Consider the following 19,460-nt stretch of genomic DNA (forward strand, 5'->3'; position numbering starts at 1 on the left):
AGGCTTGACTTTCCGGGCGCGTTCTTTATGTGTCCCGCAGGTTTTCCGCGTCCGGGTTGTTTTCCCGTCCTGAGGCGGGTGCAACTCCAGACGATTAACGGACGAGAATCATGGCCAAGGCTGCAAACATCAAGATCAAGCTTCTGTCGACCGCCGACACCGGTTTCTTCTACGTGACGAGCAAGAACAGCCGCACGAAGACGGAAAAGCTGTCGTTCCGCAAGTACGACCCGGTTGCGAAGAAGCACGTCGAATTCAAGGAAACCAAGATCAAGTAATCTGGTTGCCTCCAGGAATTCCAAAACGCCGCCCATCGGGCGGCGTTTTCGTTTTCAGGACTGTCTACCGCACGGCGGCTTGCGCCAACGCATCGAAGGGCACGCGGAAAGCCGCCTGCCCCATACTCAGTCAAAACGGGATGATTTCGAGATAGGGGGCCGGTCGGCGTCTGGCAGCGGTACGAGGAGGCCACTATGTGCCAGTGCCGGCCGGCCGACCCCACGGACCCAGGAGATGCGGCGGACCTGAGCATCATGGGGTATCGATAGGGCTATCCGGCCTGTGCTCCTCGTGCCGGCGCCCGTCCTTCTTCTCGATCTCACAGTCGCGCAAGATCGCTTGAAAATCAACACTTTCTTAACCACGGCTCGCGAATCGCTCGGGTTAAGGTAAACGATTGAGCTTAACGCGCTTGACCGTGAAGCCGTTCTGCGGCTCAGGCCGCTCTCGCCACCACGCGATTGCGACCACCTGTCTTGGCGTCGTAAAGCGCCAGATCCGCGCGCTTCATCAGCCCGGCAACTGTGTCACCTTCCATGACCAGCGCCGAGACGCCGACGCTGACCGTCACCGACACGCCCTGCTCGGTTCCGCCGACCTTGAACGGCGTCCTGGCGATTTCGGAGCGGATGCGTTCGGCAACGATCTCGGCCAGCGCGCCTTCGGTATCCGGCATCACGATGACGAATTCCTCGCCGCCGAATCGGCAAGCGAGATCAATGCCGCGCACGCTCTTCTTCACGCGCCGTGCAAATTCACGCAGGACCTCGTCGCCGCCGTCATGGCCAAACGTGTCGTTGATGCGCTTGAAGCGGTCAAGGTCCGTGATCATCAGCGACAGCGGTCGACGACGGGCAGCCGCACGTTCGACCAGCCGCGGCAGGTGGCTGTCGAGGTAGCGGCGGTTATGCAGACCGGTCAGGCCATCAGTCACCGCCATCTCGATGGTCTGGCTGACGCTTTGCCTAAGCTCGTCATTGTAGCGCTTGCGCCGCACCTGGGTGCGCAGGCGCGCGATCAGCTCCTGCCTGTCCAGCGGCCGCACGAGATAGTCGTTGATGCCGAGTTCGAGTCCGCGAACGGTAAGGTCGTCCTCTTCCTTGTTGACCAGCAGTACGATCGGCAGCGAGCGCGTGCGGTCGAGCGACCTGAGCTGCGAGCACAGTCTGAGCGGATCGAATGCGGAAAACCCTGACGACACGATGATGCACTCATAGGCACCTTCGGCCGCGTTGAAGAGCCCCGACTGCGGATCGGCGGCCAACTGCACGTCGGCGGCGCCATCCAGCAGCGCGCAGATATGAGCAGCGGAAGACGTTTGCTCATCGATGAGCAGGACCTTCGGCAATTCCCCCCGGACCAGGTCGGATCGGGCCAGAAGCTCGTCCATGCCGATGCTGTGGGTGGTCGAGGCGCGCAGCCTGAGCTCGTCGGTCAGCACCTTGAGACGGACGAGACTCTTGACGCGGGTGATCAGTTGCAGGTCGTTGACTGGCTTGGTCAGGAAATCGTCGGCGCCGACGTCAAGGCCGCGCACGCGGTCGGTGACATGGTCGAGCGCAGTGACCATGACGACGGGAATGTGGGCGGTTGCCGGATCGGCCTTCAGGCGGCGGCATACCTCGAATCCGTCCATGCCGGGCATCATCACGTCGAGCAGCACGACATCGACCTTGCCGTCCTCGCAGGCGGCGATGGCATCAGGTCCATTGAAGGCGGTCAGCACCTCGAAATACTCGGCGAGAAGCCGGACTTCGAGCAGCTTCACATTGGCCGGTATGTCGTCAACGACGAGGATGCGCGCTGTCATGCTAGTCCCTCGAGCGAGCCGGCGAGCACATCAGGCATCGCCCAGATAGGATTTGATCGTCTCGATAAAGCGCGGCACCGAGATCGGCTTGGAAATGTAGGCTTCGCAACCGCCCTGCCTGATCCGCTCCTCGTCGCCCTTCATGGCGAATGCGGTGACGGCAATGACGGGGATGGTGTGGAGGTCGTCATCCTCCTTCAGCCATTTGGTGACCTCAAGGCCCGAGACCTCGGGCAGTTGGATATCCATCAGGATGAGGTCCGGCCGATGCTTCCGGGCAAGATCGAGCGCTTCGAGCCCGTTGCGCGTGCGCACGGTCTCGTAGCCGCTTGCCTCGATGAGGTCGCGAAAGAGCTTCATATTAAGCTCATTGTCCTCGACGATCATCACCTTCTTGACCATAGAAATTCCGTCCCGATTGCTCGCCACAGGCCCGCGGCAATCCTGTTGCGCGCCGGATGCGCACACCAACCCCGAATCCGACCGTAACTCAAGAACATTACGAAACGTAAAACACCGAAGCCAAATCACGGATGGTTGCGCGACCGCTTTAGCGGTTGCCGCGATGGCTGCTTGCGGTTACTCCCGACAGAGGTCGATCGGGGCGAACACCAGATGCAGAAGAACCAGCAATCGCAGGAAAGCGCCGAAGCGCTGGCAGTACAGGCACTTGGCTTCGTCGCCTCCGACGCGGAACTCCTGCCGCGCTTCCTGGCCATATCAGGCATCGAGGCGCACCAGATCCGCCGTGCTGCGCAGGAGCCCGGCTTCCTGGCCGGCGTCCTGAACTTCATTCTCGCCCATGAGCCGACGCTGCTGCGCTTCTCGCAGGAAGTGGGCATCGCGCCGGGCGAAATAGGCAGCGCCCTGCGTGCCCTTCCACTTGGCAATGACGATCACGAGCGTTCCGCATGAGCGAAGACCCCGAAACAGCACGGCAGATCGCCGAACTGGCCCGCGACACCAGGCCGTTGCTGGTGCTCGACGTCGACGAGGTGCTGCTCGAATTCATGGTGCCCTTCATGCGCTTCCTCGATGCGCAGGGGCTGGCCTTCTCGGCCAGGTCGTTCAAGCTGACCGGCAACATCATCAACGTGAACACACAGATCCCGCTGGACCAGGAAGCGGTTTCGGCGCAGCTCGACGGTTTCTTTCATGCCCAGAGCGAATGGCAGACGGCGGCACTTGGCGCGGCCGATGCAGTGGCGGGGCTCGCGGCAGGCGCGGAAGTGGTGCTGTTGACCGCGATGCCGCATCGCCACCGCGACATCAGGCGCCGGCATCTCGATGCGTTGGGTTTCCCTTACCCGCTTCTGACCACTGAAAGGGCCAAGGGCCCCGCGCTGCGGCTGTTGCGGGGCGAAACCAGCCGTCCGGTCGCCTTCGTCGACGACATTCCGCACAATCTGGTCTCGGTGCGCGACGCCGTCGCCGACGCGCATCTGTTCAACCTGATGTCCTATCGTGAAATGCGTGCATTTCTGCCGCCGCTGCCGGACGGAATCGTCATCGAGGACGATTGGTCCCAGGCCGCGCCGAAGATCGCCACGGCCTTGGGTCTCTAGTCTCACTGACTATTCGCCGAGATCGCGCCACCAGTTGCGGCCGGTGTCGAGCCTCTCGATGCCTTCGCTGTCGAGCCCGGCGGCCCATTCGGCAGCCGACTTGCCGGCCAGCATGAGATTCGGCGCGATTTCAGCCAGCGGGACCATGACGAACGCACGGTCGAGCATGCGCGGATGCGGTATCTCAAGTCCGACATCGCTGACATTGCTGTTGCCCAGCAGGAGCACGTCGATGTCGATGAGGCGCGGGCCCCAGCGCTCGATGCGCACGCGCTTCAGCCGCCGCTCGAGCTCGAGGCAGAGCTCCAGCAGTTCGAGCGGCGCGAGCGTGGTAGCGACTTCGGCGGTGACGTTCAGGAAATCGGGCTGATCGACCTTGCCCCAAGGCGGTGTGCGATGCAGAGACGAGACTTCCACAACGCGCGTGCCACCGGAACTGTCGAGCATGTGCAGCGCCGACGCCATCGACTTCGCCGGGTCGCCCAGGTTGCCGCCGAGGCTGAGAAAGCCGCGCTCCTCAACCTGGCCAGACAACGGTCACCTCTACGTAATCGAGGACGCCGGGCACGGGCGCATTCGGCTTGCGGACCGTAATTTCGGCACGCTTGATCTGGGGGAAACGCGCTGCGAGCGCGCGACCGCACTCCTGCGCCAGCGCCTCGATCAGGAAGCGCCGCTGGCCGGTGATGATCTTTTCGATGACCTGGAAGGCAACACCGTAGTCAACGGTGCTGTCCATCGAATCGTCCTCCAGCGGACGCGACGGATCGACCGTCAGCTCGGCATCGACATAGAAGCGCTGGCCAAGTGCCTCTTCTTCGTCGAACAGGCCGTGCCGGGCGAAGAAGGCGCAGTTTTTCATACGGATAAGGTACATCTGGGTCAGCGTCCCGGCAGGTTGGTCTGTCGCGCCAGCATAGCATCTGCGAATGCCAGCGCGTCCACGTTGATTGCGACATCATGGACGCGAAATATATCCGCGCCCTGCAGGCGGAGTATGACGCTCGTCGCCGCCGTCCCCGCGTCACGGTCGGCGGCTTCGCGCCCGGTAACATGGCCGACGAAGCGCTTGCGCGAGGTGCCGGCGAGCAGCGGATAACCGAGCCCTTTCAGCTCCGAAAAACGCGCCATCAGGTCGAGATTTTCGTCCCCATCCTTGGCGAAGCCGAAGCCCGGATCGAGGACGATCTGAGCGTCCTGGACACCGGCCTCCCGGGCGATCTCCAGCGAACGGCGCAGGAACAGCAACTGGTCGTCGATCACGTCGGGCAGCTTGTCGCGCTCGCGTCCGGTATGCATGAGCACCAGCCCTGCCCCGGTGTCGGCTGCGACCCGGGCAATACCTGGCTCGCGCTGGGCGCCCCAGACATCGTTGACGATGTGCGCGCCGGCGGCAACGGCGAGCCGCGCCGTCTCCTCCCGGTAGGTGTCGACGGAGATCAGTGTATCGCCAGATCGGGCGAGTGCGGCGATGATCGGCAGCACGCGATCCTGCTCTTCGGCTGAAGAAACAGGTGCTGCGCCCGGGCGGGTGGATTCACCACCGACATCGATGATCACGGCCCCTTCGGCGACCATGCGGCGCGCCTGTTCGAGCGCGCGCTCGGGCGCATCGAACGCGCCGCCGTCGGAAAAACTGTCGGGCGTGACGTTGAGGATGCCCATCACAAGCGCCCTGTCGCCAAAGTCGAGTTGGCGCCCATGCGCCAGTTGCCATCGTTTGCCGGTCATGCCGTCGCCACAAAACAATTCCAGAGCACAGACCACGTCACGAAATATCAACGCTTGCAGCTTCAACTCGCTGCACGGTCACATCAGCGGCACGATCCGATTTCCGTTGCGCCGCCATCGCCCCTAACGCAAGGTAGGCCAAGAGGCAACTAATGAAGCAACTCTTCCTGGCCGCCCTACTCGCTGGAGGCATTTGCCTACCCGTTCAGGCGGCAACTGTGTCCAAATCCTACAGCTATTTCACCATCACCGGCAAAACGCTCGACGAGATCGAGCAGCAGCTGATGACGCGCGGGCCCGAGGTCAAGAGCACCGGCGGCAGGCACCCGGGCGCAACCCAGATGGAATTCACCAGCCGCATCGGCTACGCCGAGGTCAAGGGCGGCTGCGCCATCGTCTCGGCCCAGGTCACCGTCAAGGCCAAGGTGATCCTGCCGCGCTGGCGCCAGAACGGCAAGGCAGCCCAGGACGTCAAGCTGATCTGGAACACGCTGTCTTCCGACATCAAGCGCCACGAGGAAAGCCACGTCGTCATTGCCAAGAACCACGCCCGTGAACTGGAACAGGCGCTGAGGGCGATCGGCAAGCAGAAGAGCTGCGACATCGCCGCCACCAAGGCAAAGGCGACGAGCAACCGCATCCTCAATGCTCATGACCGGGCACAGGAGGAATTCGACCGCATCGAAGGCATCAATTTCGAAAGCCGGATTGTCAGGCTGCTGCGCTACCGGCTGGAGCGCATCGACGCCGGCAAGCTCAAGAACTAAGGGCCAGGCCTCTGCAAAATCAGTCAGGAACGCCGAGCTTCTTGTGCAGGCTCGTCGACGACGTCGTGTATTGAAACACGACGCGTTCCTTGGGGCTGATGATGTGTTTGGCAGCCTGCGTCATCAGCGCGGCTTCATGAAAGCCCGACAGGATCAGCTTGAGCTTGCCCGGGTACCAGTTGATGTCGCCGATGGCGAAGATTCCCGGCTCCGACGTTTCGAATTTTTCGGTGTCGACCGGGATCTGGTTCTCGTGAAGATGGAGGCCCCATTCTGCCACCGGCCCCAACTTCATGGTCAGGCCGAAGAACGGCAGCAGCCGCGTGCAGGCTACCTCGGTATCGGCATCCGCTCCCTTGACGGTGACGGAGCGCAATATGCCGTCCTCGCCTGACAGGCCTGAAACCTGGCCGATCACAAGGTCGATGGCGCCCGCATCGCGCAGCGCATGCATCTTGCCGACATTGTCGGGCGCGGCACGGAATTCCGGACGCCGATGGACCAGCGTGACGCGTCTGGCCACCGGCTGCAGGTTGAGCGTCCAGTCGAGCGCGGAATCCCCGCCGCCAACGACGACCACCTCCTGATCGCGGAAATCCTCGATGCGCCGAACCGCATAGCGGACGCTGGCCTGCTCATAAGCCTCGATGCCAGGGATCGGCGGGCGCTTGGGGTGGAACGAGCCGCCGCCGGCGGCAATCACCACGACCTTGGCGTCGAAGACCTCATTCTCGTCGGTCGTGACGCGGAAGCTGCCATTCTCGAGCCGCTCCAGCGCAGTCACCATCCGGTTGAAGGTGAAACCGGGCTTGAATGGCGCGATCTGTTCCAGAAGCTTGTCGACCAACTCCTGGGCGCCGATCACCGGATAGCCGGGAATGTCGTAGATCGGCTTTTCCGGATAAAGCTCGGCGCATTGCCCGCCGGGGCGGTCGAGAATGTCGATAAGGTGGCAGCGCATGTCGAAGAGACCGAGCTCGAACACCGCAAACAGGCCGATCGGCCCGGCTCCGATGATCAGGACGTCGGTTGTGGTGATGTCGCTCAAGGCCACCTCGCCGCTGACGCACGCATTTCGAGAATGTGCATGACAACAGCTGTCATGCCAAGCAAGGCCAAGTTGGGAACGTCAGCCCTGGCGCTCGGGAATGGAGACAACCAGGCCGTCGAGTTCGTCGCGAACCTTGATCTGGCAGGAAAGGCGCGACGACGGCCGGACCTCGTAGGCGAAGTCGAGCATGTCTTCTTCCATTGCCTCGGGCTCGCCGACGATCGCCGTCCATGCGTCATCGACATAGACATGGCAGGTGGCACAGGCGCAAGCGCCGCCACATTCCGCCTCGATGCCCGGCACGGCATTGCGGATCGCATTTTCCATCACGGTCGAGCCGTTCTCGGCCTCGACGTCGAAACGCGTGCCATCATGGGCGATGTAAGTCAGCTTGGTCATGCTCGTTCCCGAAATAGGTCACACGGCAGATAATCACTCCGCCGTGTGTGTCAACTGCCGTGCGATAGCGCCGCCGGCTGTCGGAATTACACTGACTGGTCCACAAATGTTACTGCGGCCATTGCACGCCCCCCCGGGAAGGCACCGCCGAACGTCAGCGGCTGAACGAGGCGATGAAGTCGCGCGCCTCGTCGATCAGGCGGGTAAGCCGCGTGATCAGAGCGACATTGTCCGGGTCCGCTTCGATCGCCGCCACGCAGTCGGCAATGGGAAATGCGCCGACGCCACGCGCCGAACCTTTCAGGGCGTGGCACAGCATCAGCCGCTCGGCAAGATCGGCTTTGACGATCGCATCTCGAACCGAGAGCGCCTGATGGACGAACATGTCGAGCACCTCGCGCTCGACATCGCGGTCGCCGATCGTCTGCCGGGAAAGATGTTCAAGGTCGATCGGACGGCCATGAACCGATGCCGAGGATTCGCCTCCCGGCATACCAAAAGCCATCGAAGCCGTCTCGCGCGTTACCATTCAACCCGTACCCCGCTACTCGCCCTTGGGTTGGTAAGCTAGGGCGTCCGTGTGGATAACCCGTTAACCTGACAAAGCCCGGAACCGTGCGGGATTGGGGCCAATAATCACTGCAATGTTAACCTTATATTTAAACTTTTACGTATCGGGGCGAATGCATGTTTTCTTTACCCGATTGTGTCACTACGATACGGGCAGTCCATATTGAGCCTCGGCCGCGGACAAAAATAGGACAAAAAGTCCAGCAAATCCGCGTCTTTAGTACAGGGTAGCGAAGGCATGGCGAAGAAATCCACTCCGACAAAGAACCTCGATCTCGACGTGGCCAAGGAGCTCGAGCAGGCGCTCGACCTCGACCTGAGCGGCGACGAAGGCGGCCTCGACATGGCCGCGTCGATGGACGATCTCGAAGCACAGATTTCGCAGGCAGCTGAAGAATTGGCACGTGAAGGCCGCAAGCAGAAGGCTGCTGCGCCGAAGGCCGAGCCCGCCCCTGCGGCACGCGCAGCCGAGCCGCCGACCCAGTTGCGCCCCGTCGAAACCCGCCCGCTGCAGCCCGAAGGCTTCAAGCCCGCGAACGACGATCGCGCCAAGGATTACAAGTCGCTCCTGCACAGCCTCAACCGCCGCGCATCGAGCACCATCTATTGGATGGTCGGCCTGGTTTCGGTCGCATGGGTTGCCGGTGCCGTGGCGCTGGCCGATCGCATCGTCACGCCCAGCATCTGGACCATCCGCTCGTTCGACGACGCGCTGGCACGTCCCGGCCTGCTGATGCTGCTCGTCGCCACCATCGTGCCGATCGCGCTGTTCTGGGCTTTTGCCGCGATGATCCGCCGCGCCCAGGAAATGCGCATTGCCGCGCAGTCGATGACCGAAGTCGCCTTCCGCCTCGCCGAGCCCGAAAACATGGCACAGGACCGCGTCATGATGGTCGGCCAGGCCGTGCGCCGCGAGGTGGCGGCCATGGGCGAAGGCATCGAACGCACGCTGGCGCGTGCCGTCGAGCTCGAAACGCTCGTCCACACCGAAGTCAACCAGATCGAGCGCTCCTATTCCGAGAACGCCGCCCGCATCCGTTCGCTCGTCGATGGTCTCGGCAGCGAGCGCGAGGCCGTCGTCTCCCACGCGGAGCGCGTCCGCGCCTCGATCTCCGGCGCCCATGAGACGCTGCGCGACGAACTCGGCTCGGCCAGCGACATCATCCGTGACAGCATCCTGAATGCCTCGACCAAGCTGTCGATGACGATCACCAATTCCGGTGACACGCTCATCGACCGCATCAACGAAGGCGGCATGGGCCTGTTCGAGGCGATCGACAACCGCATGGATTCGCTGAGCGACCGCCTGTCGACCTCAGGCGAAGCCTTCGCCAGCCTGCTCGACACCCGCATCGCCAAGCTGACGCAGAGCACCGACGAGGTGACCCGCTCGCTGACCGACCTGCTCGACAACCGCACCTCGGGCATGGTCTCGCTACTCGGCGGCGCTGCCAAGACGATCAACTCTGAATTCGAGGCGAGCCTGCACGGCATCGAGCGCACGCTGGCTGAACGCGGCCAGGCGCTGATCGGCGAATTCCAGACCCGCGCCGAAGCGCTCGACACCGGCACTGCCAAGCTCAATGCCGCTCTCGAAGCCCGCGCCCGCCAGATCAACGAGACGCTGGTCGAGCGTGCGCGCGAAATCGCCACCACCTTCGTCCAGGGCCGTGACTCGCTGTCGGCGATGATCGACCAGGGCAAGACCCAGATCGGCACCGACCTCGCCGACATCATCACCTCGACCTCGACCATGCTCGAAGCCCGCGCCAGCGATTTCGCAGGCCGCATGGAAGCGGCCCGCCATCAGGTGTCGCGCGCATTCGACGGCGACATCCAGCGTCTGTCCGAGGCCCGCGTCGGCATCGAGCAGGCCGTGGAAGACCACACCACCAAGCTCTCCGAAGCGCGCGACCGCATGGCAGCAGCGCTACGCGACGACCTCAGCAAGTTCGCCGAGGGTCGCGCCAGCATCGAGGCCGCCGTCGGCTTCCAGGTGCAGAAGCTTGCCGAAGGCCGCAGCCTGATCACGCGCGCCCTCGACGACGACATGCGCAAGCTGGAGCAGTCGCGCCAGGCAATCGACGACACGCTCAGCAGCCAGTTCAGGCAGCTCGCCCAGGGCCGTGAACAGCTTGCCCAGGCGCTCGTCGAAGACTCCGAGAAACTCGTCCAAGCCCGTACGAACATTGATGAAATGGTCGCTGGCCACGTCGGTAAGCTGGCCGAAGGCCGCAACATCCTGTCGCGTGCGCTCGAAGCTGATCTCGGAAAGCTCGCCGACAGCCGCGCGAGCATCGACGGCCTCGTCGCCGGCCAGGTCGAGAAGATCGCCGAGGGCCGCGCCATCCTGGCCAACGCGCTCGAAACCGACCTCGCCGGCATCAAGGCGCTCGTTGACGGCCATTCCTCCAAGATCGCGTCCGATCGCGCCGAACTGTCGCGCAGCCTGGAAACCGACATCGCCAACGTCCATGGCCTGATCGAAGGCCATGCCGAAAAACTTGCCGGCGAGCGCACTCTGCTCTCCAAGACGCTGGAAACCGATCTCGCCAAGCTGGCGGACAGCCGCGCCAGCATCGACGGTCTCGTCGCTGGCCAGGTCGAGAAGCTGGCCGAAGGCCGCGACATCCTCAAGCGCGCGCTCGAGACCGACCTCGACAACGTCAAGGGTCTCGTGTCGAGCCATGCCGAACGGCTGATCGCCGAGCGCAGCACCCTGTCCAAGGCATTGGAAGACGATCTCGCCAAGCTGGCCGAAAGCCGATCCGGCATCGATGGCCTCGTCGCCGGGCAGGTCGAAAAGCTGGCCGAAGGCCGCGACATCCTCAAGCGCGCCCTCGAATCCGATCTCAATGCGATCCACAGCACGATCACGGCACAGTCGGAAAAGCTTGCCGAGGATCGATCCATGCTGTCGCGTTCGCTCGAGGCCGACCTCGACAGCGTCAAGGGCCTTGTGTCGAGCCACGCCGAACGCCTGGTCGCCGAGCGCGGTACGCTGTCCAAGGCACTGGAAGATGATCTCGCCAAGCTGGCTGAAAGCCGCTCGGGAATCGACGGCCTCGTCGCCGGCCAGGTCGAGAAGCTGGCCGAAGGCCGCGATATCCTCAAGCGCGCCCTCGAAGCCGACCTCAATGCCATCCGAAACACCGTTGCATCCCAGTCGGAGAAGCTCGCCGAAGACCGCGCCATGCTGACCCGGTCGCTCGAAGCCGACCTCGACAGCGTCAAGGGCCTCGTATCGAGCCACGCCGAACGCCTGGTTGCCGAACGCAGCACCTTGTCCATGGCGCTCGAAGACGACCTCGCCAAGCTGGCCGAAAGCCGCTCGGGCATCGACGGCCTCGTTGCCGGCCAGGTCGAGAAACTGGCAGAAGGCCGCGACATCCTGCGCCGCGCGCTGGAAGCCGACCTCGCCAAGATCGACGGCATGATGCTCGGCCAGGTCGACAAGCTGGCCGCCGGCCGCGACACGCTGACCAAGGCGCTCGAAGCCGATCTCGCCATGCTGAACGACAGCCGCGCCACCATCGACAACATCGTCGCCGGCCATGTCGGCAAGCTCGCCGAAGGCCGCGACACGATGGCCCGTGCGCTCGATGAGGATCTCGGCAAGCTCAGCGAAGCCCGCCGCGACATCGACCTGGCCATATCGGGCCACATCGACCAGATCGCCGCCCGCCGCGTCGACATCTCCGACGCGATTGCCGGCGATATCGAGAAGATCGAAGAGAGCTTCCGCCGCCAGACCGGCGTCATCGAAGAGCGCACCTCCACCATGGAACGCGCCCTGTCGCTGGGTGTCGACAATGTCCGCGGCGTGCTCGAAAAGAGCGCCGTCTTCGTTGCCGGCGCCCTGCGCGAAAAGGTCATGGAAGTGACCGCAGCTCTCAACGAAGAGGCAGGCAAGGCCTTCAGCGACGCCGACCGCGTCATTGCCGAGCGTGCCGAGCAGACATCGAGCGCCCTGCTCGCGCGGGCCGAAGACATCGCCCGTGCCTTCGACGACGCCGACCGTCGCCTCGCCGCCCGCGCCGACGAAACGTCGAACGCGCTGCTGGCGCGTGCCGAAGAGACTGCCGACACGCTGTCGGCCAAGGCAGGCGAGATCGCCAGCACCTTCGACGCAGCTGACCGCTCGCTGATCGCCCGCGCCATCGAAACCGCGGATGCCCTGTCGGCTCGCGCCGGCGACATCCTGCGCAATTTCGACACCGCGGACGAACGCCTGGGCATGCGCATCGGCGAATCCGCTGACGCGCTTGCCGCCCGCGCCTCCGAACTCGGCCGCATCTTCGACACTGCCGACGAGAAGCTCGCCGCCCGTATCGCCGAAGGCGCGGATTCGCTGGGCAGCCGCGCCGGCGAACTCAGCCGCATCTTCGATGCAGCCGACGAACGTATCGCCGCTCGGGTCGCCGACAGCTCGGCGACGCTCGGCAGCCGTGCCGGCGAAATCGTGCGCAACTTCGAGGAGGCCGACGAAAGGCTCGCTGCGCGTGCGGCCCAGACCGCCGACACGCTTGCCGGCCGTGCCGCCGAAATCGGCCGGACCTTCGAAGAAGCCGACGGCCGCATCGCCGCCCGCGTCGACCGTACGGCAGAATCGCTGCTTGGGCGCGCCGCCGAAATCAGCCGGACCTTCGAAGAAGCCGACGGCCGCATCGCTGCACGCGTCGACCAGACAGCGGAAACGCTGCTTGGCCGCGCTGCCGAGATCAGCCGCGCCTTCGACGAAGCCGACAGCCGCATCGCTGCACGCGTCGACCAGACGTCAGAGGCCTTGCTCGGCCGCGCATCGGAAATCGGCCAGGCCTTCGACGAGGCAGGACGCCAGCTTGCCGCCCGCGTCACCGAGAGCACTTCGGGCATCGGCGAGCATGCGGCACTGATCGCCAGCGCCTTCAACGAGACCGAACAGCGCGTCGTTGCCCGCGCCCATCGCACCTCGGCCGATCTCGATGCCCGCGCCCGCGCCATCGAAGAAACGCTTGCCAATGTCGATGAGCGCCTGGCTGCCGGCGCCGAAAGCGTCGCAGCCCGTATCGGCGAACATCTGTCGAGCGCCGAGAACCGCCTCGCCTATGGCGCGGAATCGATGGGCCAGAAGCTCAACGAACAGGTCACCCAGGCCGAGGCACAGCTTGTCGCCCGTGCCAACGTCATCGCCGAGACCTTCACCGCCGTCGGCCAGCATATCGGCCAGAGCACCAACGAAGCTGCACGCACCATTGGCACCAACACGCGTGAACTCAACGCGATGCTGACCGAACGCTCGAACGAGATCGCCAAGATCCTCGACGAGACGGCGCGCCCGCTGGTCGACCGCTTCGCCGAAAGCGGCAGCGAGCTTCACCGCTCGATGGAAGAAGCGACCGCACGTGCCACCGAAAAGCTGCGTTCGGAAAACGCCGCTCTCGTCGACGCGCTCGCCAACCGCACGGCCGAGACGCTGTCGGCTGTCGAGGGTGCACGTTCGACGCTCGCCGAAAGCGTCGCCGACCTGATCGGCCGCATGACGACGTCGAGCGCGCAGCTGGGCAACCTCATCGACCAGGCGACGGCAAACCTCGCCAATGTCGACGAGCGCCTGACCAGCAGCACCTCGAACTTCGCCAACACCACCGAAAAGGCCGCTCAGACCTTCTCGAGCGCCGCCCGCCTGGTCGACTCGAACACCAATCGCCTGACCGACCTGTCGTCCAGCACATTGCGCGAGGTGGCGTCCATCGCCACCAAGTTCGACGAACACAGCCGCCTGCTGTCGAGCGCTTCCAACCTGTTGTCCTCGGCGCAGAGCAACCTCGAGCACACGCTTGAGCGCCAGTCGTCGCTGGAAGACCTGGCTGTCGGCCTGGTCAAGAAGTCGGAAGACCTCGAGCGCGTCATGCAGTCGTTCGAGCGCCTGGTTGGCCAGACGCTCGAAAACGCCGAAGGCAAGACGATGGAGTCGGCGGACAAGATCCGTGCGGCGATCTCCGACGTCGTCGAGACAGCGACCAAGCGTTTCGCCGACGCCACCGAGGACATGCGCCGCACCGCAGGCTCGATCAAGACCGAGCTCGAAAGCACCCGCGCCGAGCTCAAGAAGGGCGTGCTCGACATGCCTGAGGAAGCCAAGGAATCGACGACGGCCATCCGCCGCGCAGTTTCCGAGCAGATCAACGCGCTCAAGGAACTGTCGGCGATCGTCGCCAAGTCCGGCCGCAGCGTCGATGTCTCCGATGCCTCGCTGCGCCCTGCGCAGCAGCCGACGCCGCGTCGCCCAGCGCCTCAGCCCGAGCAGCGTCGCGAACCGCCGGCACCCCAGGTGCCGCTAGGTGGCGCCGGTCTGCGCGGCACGCTCGACATCGAGCGCCCGGCCACTCCTGCCCCGCAGCAGCCGGCACGTGAACCGGCCGCCAGCCGTGGCGGCCAGCAGCAGGGCGGTTGGGTCCGCGATCTGTTGACCGGTGCTTCACGCGAAGAGCAGCTGACCCGTGGCGCTGCCCAGGCAGAACCACGCGCCGTGCCTGCCCAGCGTTCGCCGCTGCACGTCGTCGAGTCGCTCAACTCGCTGTCGGTCGACATCGCCCGCGCCATCGACCACGACGCCTCGATCGAGCTTTGGGACCGCTATCGCCGCGGCGAGCGCGACGTCTTCACCCGCCGCCTCTACACGCTCAAGGGTCAGCAGACCTTCGATGAGATCCGCCGTAAATATCAGTCGGATGGCGAGTTCCGCTCGGCCGTCGACCGCTATTGCGACGACTTCGAGAAGCTGCTGAAGGACGTCTCGCGCAACGACCGCGACAGCATCATGACCAAGACCTACCTGACGTCGGATACCGGTAAGGTCTACACCATGCTCGCACATGCGGCCGGCCGCCTGAAGTAAGGCTGCCGCGGCCCATGAGGGCAGTATGGCAATAAGGAAATGGGGCAGTGGGGTGTTAACCTACTGCCCCTTTTGCTGTCTGAAGTTACGATTTGTGGCGTTGATCTGCCCTGGGTCACATGGCAGCGCCGGGGCCTGCGCCGACTTGGCAGCCGAATTTCGCATTGAGAGATGCGCGCCACGTTGGAAAGGAAGCGTCAAGAACCCAGGCGAGCAGACCGGAAGAGTTCGCGAACCTACTGCCCTATTGCCTCATTCCCCTACCGACCTGGTCAGATCAGCGTCTCGGTCCATTTGACGATTTCGGTCGCGGCTTGGCCGAATGCGCTGTCGAGCGCCGCCGCATAGGCATCGTTGCCGCCGCCGGAAACCGGGGCGCTCACAGTGAAGACGCGCGAGGCGCGCACCTGGCCGTTGCGGTCGTTGAGCAGCCTGACGAACAGCTCGACGTCGGCGCGTTCGCCGCCGCCGACCTTGATCTCGAAGCTGCGCAGCTCGACGATCACCTGATAGTCGATGGCCAGGCCCTCGCCCGGCTTGCCGACGCCGATATAGCCGCCGGCGCGCTGGAAGGTTTCGGCGAGCCGTGCCTGGACGATGCGCGGCAGCCTGTCCGACCACTGCGCCCCCTTGAGGAACTGTATCGACCCGGGCGATGGCTTGATGACGATGCTCTGGCCATCCAGCGATTTGAGCGCCGAAGGTTCGGCAATCAGGATCTGGCGGCGGCTCGGGCCGTTGCGGCCGTCGACAGCGGGCGCAGTCAGCTCGTAGGTGTCGAGCGGCGGCGGCGTACTGACGAACAACGAGGTGCAGCCGGACAGCGCAAGCGTGACTGCGCTCAGCAGCAAAGTTGATCTAGCAGCCTTCACGTGCTGTCCCCGAAACAGACTCACCCGCGCCGCGCGCGAACACCCCTCATTTGCCTTCATGCGATTGCATGCCGGCGATGTCAACGACGCACCCGGCCGTCAAACTCGCGCACCGAGCCCTCGCCGCCGGTGATGATGCGTTGCGGATTGCGCTCCAGGTCGGAAATGGCCTGTTCTATGCGGCTGATCGAACGCCTGGAGTCCTGAACCAGCGCGTCGACGTCGCGCAGCCCCTGGCCGGAGAAGCGCGACAGGCCGTCCATGATCGTGGCGAGCCGCGAATTCAGCGTGTCGGCCACCTGCTTGAACGACTTCAAGGTAGCGCTGGCGTCCGACATGACGCCCTCCGCCTCGCCCGAGCCGAGCAGCTTGTCGACCTTGGCCATGACGCCGTCGACGCGCACCGAAGCGGCGTTGAGGCGCGACGCCAGCTGCTTGGCGTCCGTAATGATCTGGTCGATGTCGTCGGCACGGTCGCCGAACTTTTCGGTGACCTTGGCGACGTCGGCCGCAGCCTGGTTGGCACTTTCGCTGGCCTTGCGGATGTTGTCGAGCGACTCACGCACGCTGGCCGCATCGACGCCGTCGAGCACGCCGTCGACCTTGGTCAGCGTCTGCTGGGTCTTCTGGGCGAAGTCGTTGATCGAGGCGACCGCGGTGTTGACGCCCTTGACGATGCCGTCGAGCTGGTCGCTCTGAGCGCTCAGGTTCTTGGTGAAGGTGTCGACACTGGCAACGATGTTCTTGACCTTGTCACGGTCAACCGACTTGAGCAGGCCTTCCGCCGCCTCGATGGTGCCATCGAGCTTGCCCGAGACCGCAGACAATTGCTCCGACAGCGCACTGACGCTCGCCAGGAACTTGTCAACGCCATCGGCATTGCGCGCCAAGGACTCCGAGAATTTCTGGGCATTGCTGACGGTCTCGGTCAGCGGTCCGCGCACGTCGTTCGTGAAACCTTCGAGATTGGTGAGCACCGTGTCGGCGCGCTTGAAGATGTCCTGCGCCGTCTGCAGCAGATTGGTCACGGCGGACGGATTGGCAACGATCTCGGCGATCTTGCCCTCCGCCTCGGCCTGGTCGAGCAGGTTGGGCTCCTTGATGTTGGCACCCTTGAGCTCGATATTGGCCTGTCCCGTCAGGCCGGCGAGGCCGATATCCGCCTGTGTCGACTGGGTGATCGGCGTCAGCTTGTCGATCTCGGCGTCGGCGATCGCCACCTGGGGATTGGAAATGTCGAGATAGACGCGCCGGACGTCGCCGACCTTGACGCCGTTGAACAGCACGAAGCTGCCCCTGGCCAAGCCCGATGCGGAACCGGGAATACGGACACGCAACGTTGCCGTCTCGCCACGTTCACCGATTGCCGCCGTCCAGTAGACGAACGCAAAGGCGGCCAGAACGGCAAACAGCGTGAAGATACCGACAATGACGTAGTTTGCCCTGGTCTCCATCACATCATTCCATTCTATGCCCTTGCGGCAAGATCAAGCTGCCGCGCGCGTTTTCCGCGGAAATACGACCTTACCCACGGTTCTTCGCTCTTCAGCATGTCTTCGATCGTGCCTTCGACGAGCACCTTCTTGTTGCCCAGCACCGCGACCCGGTCGCAGACCGAAAACAGGCTGTCGAGATCGTGGGTGACCATGTAGACGGTGAGCCCCATCGTATCGCGCATCTTGCCGACCAACTCGTCGAACTCGGCAGCACCGATGGGGTCGAGACCCGACGTCGGCTCGTCGAGGAAGACGATGTCAGGGTCGAGCGCCAGCGCACGCGCCAGTGCCGCACGCTTGATCATGCCGCCGGAAAGCTCGGACGGAAACTTGCGGGCCGCGTCAGGCGGCAGGCCGACGAGCTCGATCTTGAGCATGGCGAGCTCGTCCATCAGCTTTTTCGGCAGGTCGAGATATTCGCGCATCGGCACCTGGACGTTCTCCAGCACGGTCAGCGCCGAAAACAGCGCGCCATGCTGGAACAGCATACCGACCCGCATGTCGATCCTGAGCCGCTCCTCCTCGTTGGCCTGCTCGAGATCGACGCCGAACAGCTTGATCGTGCCGGATCGCTTGCGGATCAGGCCAAGCACGGTGCGCAACAGCACCGACTTGCCCGACCCCGAAGCACCGACGAAGCCGAGAATTTCGCCGCGCCGGATGTCGAGATCGAGATCCTCGAGAATGACCTTGTCGCCAAAGGCCACCGTCAGGTCGCGCACCGACAGCAACACCTCGCCCCTGGCGTCCTGGCTTTGGCTCTCCGCCTCGATAGTCTGTGTCCGGTTTGCCATGTCAGAAGTTGATCGCTGCGTAGAACATGGCAAACAGGCCATCGAGGATGATGACGACGAAGATGGCCTTGACCACCGACGCGGTGACGTGGCGGCCAAGCGATTCAGCGCTGCCGCCGACCTTCATGCCCTCGACGGAAGCGATGGTGCCGATGATGAGCGCCATGAACGGCGCCTTTATCAGCCCGGCGAAGATGGTGCTGAGGTCGATTGCCAGGCGCAGGCGGTCGATGAAGGCGGCAATCGGAATGTCCGAATAGAGCCATGCCGCCAGCATGCCGCCGCCAAGCGCTGCGAAATTGGCGATGATGGTGAGGCATGGAAGCGCAATGACCAGGGCCACGAGGCGCGGGAACACGAGCACGCCGATGGGATTGAGCCCGATGACCGTCAGCGCGTCGACCTCTTCGCGCATCTTCATCGAGCCGATCTCGGCGGTGATGGCGCTGCCCGAGCGGCCTGCGATCATGATCGCGGTCATCAGCACGCCGAGTTCGCGCAACACCAGCACACCGACCAGGTCGACGACGAAGATATCGGCGCCGAAATAGGCCAGCTGGTAGGCGCCCTGCTGGGCGACGATGGCGCCGACGATTGCCGACATCAGTACGACGACGGGAATGGCGCCGACGCCCATGCGGTCGATCTGGTTGAAGATGGCGGCCGGATTGACAGCATGGCCACGGCCGAGCTTCATCTGGGCGCCGCGAATTGTTGCGCCAAGGATGTTCATCGACGACAGGAAGTCGTCGCGCATCTCGTAGACGCGGCGGCCGACAGCCTCAAGCATGCGCATGACGATGTTGGGCGGACCAGCCGGGGCGGATTCGCCCTCGCGCCGCACGGCCTCGCTGACGGCGCCCAGCAGGATCTTGGCCACCTCGCTGTGGCCTTCCATCCTGACCTCGACGCCCTTCTTCTCATTGGCGCTGACGAGCCTGTCGATGACCCAGGCGCCGGCGGTGTCGATCTTCTCGATGCCGCCGAGGTCGAGCGCCAGGGTCTTGTAGCCCTTGCGGGCTTCGATATTGCGCATCTCGGCGTCGACGAAGGCAACGGTGCGGGTGGTCCAGATCCCGGTGAACACACAGGCGAGCACGCCTTCGCGCTCCGCCACAGCAACCTGCGGCCGGTGATCTCGGCCGTCGGCTGCCCCGCCGCTTGCTTCCCGTTTGCCGATGGTCAACATGGCACACTACTTAACGCGTCGGCTGCGGCATGTCGATTTTCGCAGCCGCGCCAAGCA

At 64.0% G+C, this 19,460-nt stretch carries 17 protein-coding genes; 5 read left to right on the plus strand and 12 right to left on the minus strand.

What is annotated here, in order from left to right:
• The first annotated feature begins 110 nt into the window (after positions 1-110).
• The gene (gene rpmG, locus IG197_RS02695; protein WP_019173400.1) at positions 111-278 is read left to right on the plus strand and encodes a 50S ribosomal protein L33; all 168 of its coding nucleotides are present in this window, start codon (positions 111-113) and stop codon (positions 276-278) included.
• Between the two features lie 437 nt (positions 279-715).
• On the opposite strand, the gene IG197_RS02700 is transcribed toward rpmG, so the two are convergent.
• Positions 716-2,089, minus strand: a complete 1,374-nt coding sequence (locus IG197_RS02700) for a PleD family two-component system response regulator (protein WP_192316784.1) — start codon at positions 2,087-2,089, stop codon at positions 716-718.
• A 30-nt stretch (positions 2,090-2,119) separates the two neighbouring features.
• On the minus strand, positions 2,120-2,491 hold the full coding sequence (locus IG197_RS02705; protein WP_067962504.1) for a response regulator: 372 nt from the start codon (positions 2,489-2,491) through the stop codon (positions 2,120-2,122).
• A gap of 213 nt (positions 2,492-2,704) precedes the next feature.
• On the opposite strand from IG197_RS02705, the gene IG197_RS02710 reads away from it, so the two are divergent.
• Together IG197_RS02710 and IG197_RS02715 are read left to right on the plus strand one after the other, a co-directional pair.
• Complete coding sequence (locus tag IG197_RS02710; RefSeq protein WP_154386058.1) at positions 2,705-3,004, plus strand: DUF3572 domain-containing protein; 300 nt, start codon at positions 2,705-2,707, stop codon at positions 3,002-3,004.
• Entirely contained in the window at positions 3,001-3,654 is a 654-nt protein-coding gene (locus IG197_RS02715; protein ID WP_192316786.1) for a hypothetical protein, read from the plus strand. The genes IG197_RS02710 and IG197_RS02715 overlap by 4 nt, the downstream gene beginning before the upstream one ends.
• A gap of 9 nt (positions 3,655-3,663) precedes the next feature.
• On the opposite strand, the gene folK is transcribed toward IG197_RS02715, so the two are convergent.
• The 3 genes from folK to folP are packed head-to-tail and all read right to left on the minus strand — an operon-like array spanning position 3,664 to position 5,385.
• On the minus strand, positions 3,664-4,188 hold the full coding sequence (gene folK / locus IG197_RS02720; protein WP_192316788.1) for a 2-amino-4-hydroxy-6-hydroxymethyldihydropteridine diphosphokinase: 525 nt from the start codon (positions 4,186-4,188) through the stop codon (positions 3,664-3,666).
• Entirely contained in the window at positions 4,172-4,531 is a 360-nt protein-coding gene (gene folB / locus IG197_RS02725; RefSeq protein WP_154386061.1) for a dihydroneopterin aldolase, read from the minus strand. Before folB ends, folK begins: the two co-directional genes overlap by 17 nt.
• A 5-nt stretch (positions 4,532-4,536) precedes the next feature.
• A complete protein-coding gene (gene folP / locus IG197_RS02730; protein ID WP_192316790.1) occupies positions 4,537-5,385 on the minus strand; it encodes a dihydropteroate synthase in 849 nt (282 codons plus the stop codon).
• Between the two features lie 152 nt (positions 5,386-5,537).
• Between folP and IG197_RS02735 the strand changes: the two genes are divergently transcribed.
• On the plus strand, positions 5,538-6,152 hold the full coding sequence (locus IG197_RS02735; RefSeq protein ID WP_154386063.1) for a DUF922 domain-containing Zn-dependent protease: 615 nt from the start codon (positions 5,538-5,540) through the stop codon (positions 6,150-6,152).
• Between the two features lie 19 nt (positions 6,153-6,171).
• Here the strand turns inward: IG197_RS02735 and IG197_RS02740 are convergent, their stop codons facing one another.
• The 3 genes from IG197_RS02740 to IG197_RS02750 form a co-directional block, all read right to left on the minus strand.
• Positions 6,172-7,200: an NAD(P)/FAD-dependent oxidoreductase gene (locus IG197_RS02740; RefSeq protein WP_192316792.1), complete on the minus strand. Its 1,029-nt coding sequence runs from the start codon at positions 7,198-7,200 to the stop codon at positions 6,172-6,174.
• Positions 7,201-7,281: 81 nt separating this feature from the next.
• Positions 7,282-7,602: a 2Fe-2S iron-sulfur cluster-binding protein gene (locus IG197_RS02745; protein ID WP_192316794.1), complete on the minus strand. Its 321-nt coding sequence runs from the start codon at positions 7,600-7,602 to the stop codon at positions 7,282-7,284.
• 154 nt (positions 7,603-7,756) lie between these two features.
• A complete protein-coding gene (locus IG197_RS02750) occupies positions 7,757-8,107 on the minus strand; it encodes an Hpt domain-containing protein (protein ID WP_246340632.1) in 351 nt (116 codons plus the stop codon).
• 303 nt (positions 8,108-8,410) lie between these two features.
• Here IG197_RS02750 and IG197_RS02755 point away from each other — a divergent pair, with 303 nt between their 5' ends.
• Entirely contained in the window at positions 8,411-15,052 is a 6,642-nt protein-coding gene (locus IG197_RS02755) for a kinesin (RefSeq protein ID WP_192316795.1), read from the plus strand.
• Between the two features lie 272 nt (positions 15,053-15,324).
• On the opposite strand, the gene IG197_RS02760 is transcribed toward IG197_RS02755, so the two are convergent.
• The 4 genes from IG197_RS02760 to IG197_RS02775 form a co-directional block, all read right to left on the minus strand.
• Positions 15,325-15,924 (minus strand): ABC-type transport auxiliary lipoprotein family protein, encoded by a 600-nt coding sequence (locus IG197_RS02760; RefSeq protein ID WP_246765289.1) that lies wholly within the window; start codon positions 15,922-15,924, stop codon positions 15,325-15,327.
• Positions 15,925-16,004: 80 nt separating this feature from the next.
• Entirely contained in the window at positions 16,005-17,378 is a 1,374-nt protein-coding gene (locus IG197_RS02765; RefSeq protein WP_154386068.1) for an MlaD family protein, read from the minus strand.
• Between the two features lie 14 nt (positions 17,379-17,392).
• The gene (locus tag IG197_RS02770; protein ID WP_154386069.1) at positions 17,393-18,214 is read right to left on the minus strand and encodes an ABC transporter ATP-binding protein; all 822 of its coding nucleotides are present in this window, start codon (positions 18,212-18,214) and stop codon (positions 17,393-17,395) included.
• Position 18,215: 1 nt separating this feature from the next.
• Positions 18,216-19,403, minus strand: coding sequence for an ABC transporter permease (locus IG197_RS02775; protein ID WP_067962538.1), 1,188 nt, complete (start codon positions 19,401-19,403; stop codon positions 18,216-18,218).
• Positions 19,404-19,460: the final 57 nt, after the last annotated feature.

This window comes from Aminobacter sp. SR38, from assembly GCF_014843375.1.
In the GTDB taxonomy this organism is placed as follows: Bacteria; Pseudomonadota; Alphaproteobacteria; order Rhizobiales; family Rhizobiaceae; genus Aminobacter; species Aminobacter ciceronei.

What these genes read in the sequence shown, in the direction of transcription:
- IG197_RS02770 (WP_154386069.1), bottom strand. Translation starts at nt 18,214, where the DNA reads ATGGCAAACCGGACACAGACTATCGAGGCGGAGAGCCAAAGCCAGGAC.
- IG197_RS02745 (WP_192316794.1), bottom strand. Translation starts at nt 7,602, where the DNA reads ATGACCAAGCTGACTTACATCGCCCATGATGGCACGCGTTTCGACGTC.
- IG197_RS02710 (WP_154386058.1), top strand. Translation starts at nt 2,705, where the DNA reads ATGCAGAAGAACCAGCAATCGCAGGAAAGCGCCGAAGCGCTGGCAGTA.
- IG197_RS02750 (WP_246340632.1), bottom strand. Translation starts at nt 8,107, where the DNA reads ATGGCTTTTGGTATGCCGGGAGGCGAATCCTCGGCATCGGTTCATGGC.
- IG197_RS02755 (WP_192316795.1), top strand. Translation starts at nt 8,411, where the DNA reads ATGGCGAAGAAATCCACTCCGACAAAGAACCTCGATCTCGACGTGGCC.
- IG197_RS02775 (WP_067962538.1), bottom strand. Translation starts at nt 19,403, where the DNA reads ATGTTGACCATCGGCAAACGGGAAGCAAGCGGCGGGGCAGCCGACGGC.
- folB (WP_154386061.1), bottom strand. Translation starts at nt 4,531, where the DNA reads ATGTACCTTATCCGTATGAAAAACTGCGCCTTCTTCGCCCGGCACGGC.
- IG197_RS02700 (WP_192316784.1), bottom strand. Translation starts at nt 2,089, where the DNA reads ATGACAGCGCGCATCCTCGTCGTTGACGACATACCGGCCAATGTGAAG.
- IG197_RS02715 (WP_192316786.1), top strand. Translation starts at nt 3,001, where the DNA reads ATGAGCGAAGACCCCGAAACAGCACGGCAGATCGCCGAACTGGCCCGC.
- folP (WP_192316790.1), bottom strand. Translation starts at nt 5,385, where the DNA reads ATGACCGGCAAACGATGGCAACTGGCGCATGGGCGCCAACTCGACTTT.
- rpmG (WP_019173400.1), top strand. Translation starts at nt 111, where the DNA reads ATGGCCAAGGCTGCAAACATCAAGATCAAGCTTCTGTCGACCGCCGAC.
- IG197_RS02765 (WP_154386068.1), bottom strand. Translation starts at nt 17,378, where the DNA reads ATGGAGACCAGGGCAAACTACGTCATTGTCGGTATCTTCACGCTGTTT.
- IG197_RS02735 (WP_154386063.1), top strand. Translation starts at nt 5,538, where the DNA reads ATGAAGCAACTCTTCCTGGCCGCCCTACTCGCTGGAGGCATTTGCCTA.
- IG197_RS02705 (WP_067962504.1), bottom strand. Translation starts at nt 2,491, where the DNA reads ATGGTCAAGAAGGTGATGATCGTCGAGGACAATGAGCTTAATATGAAG.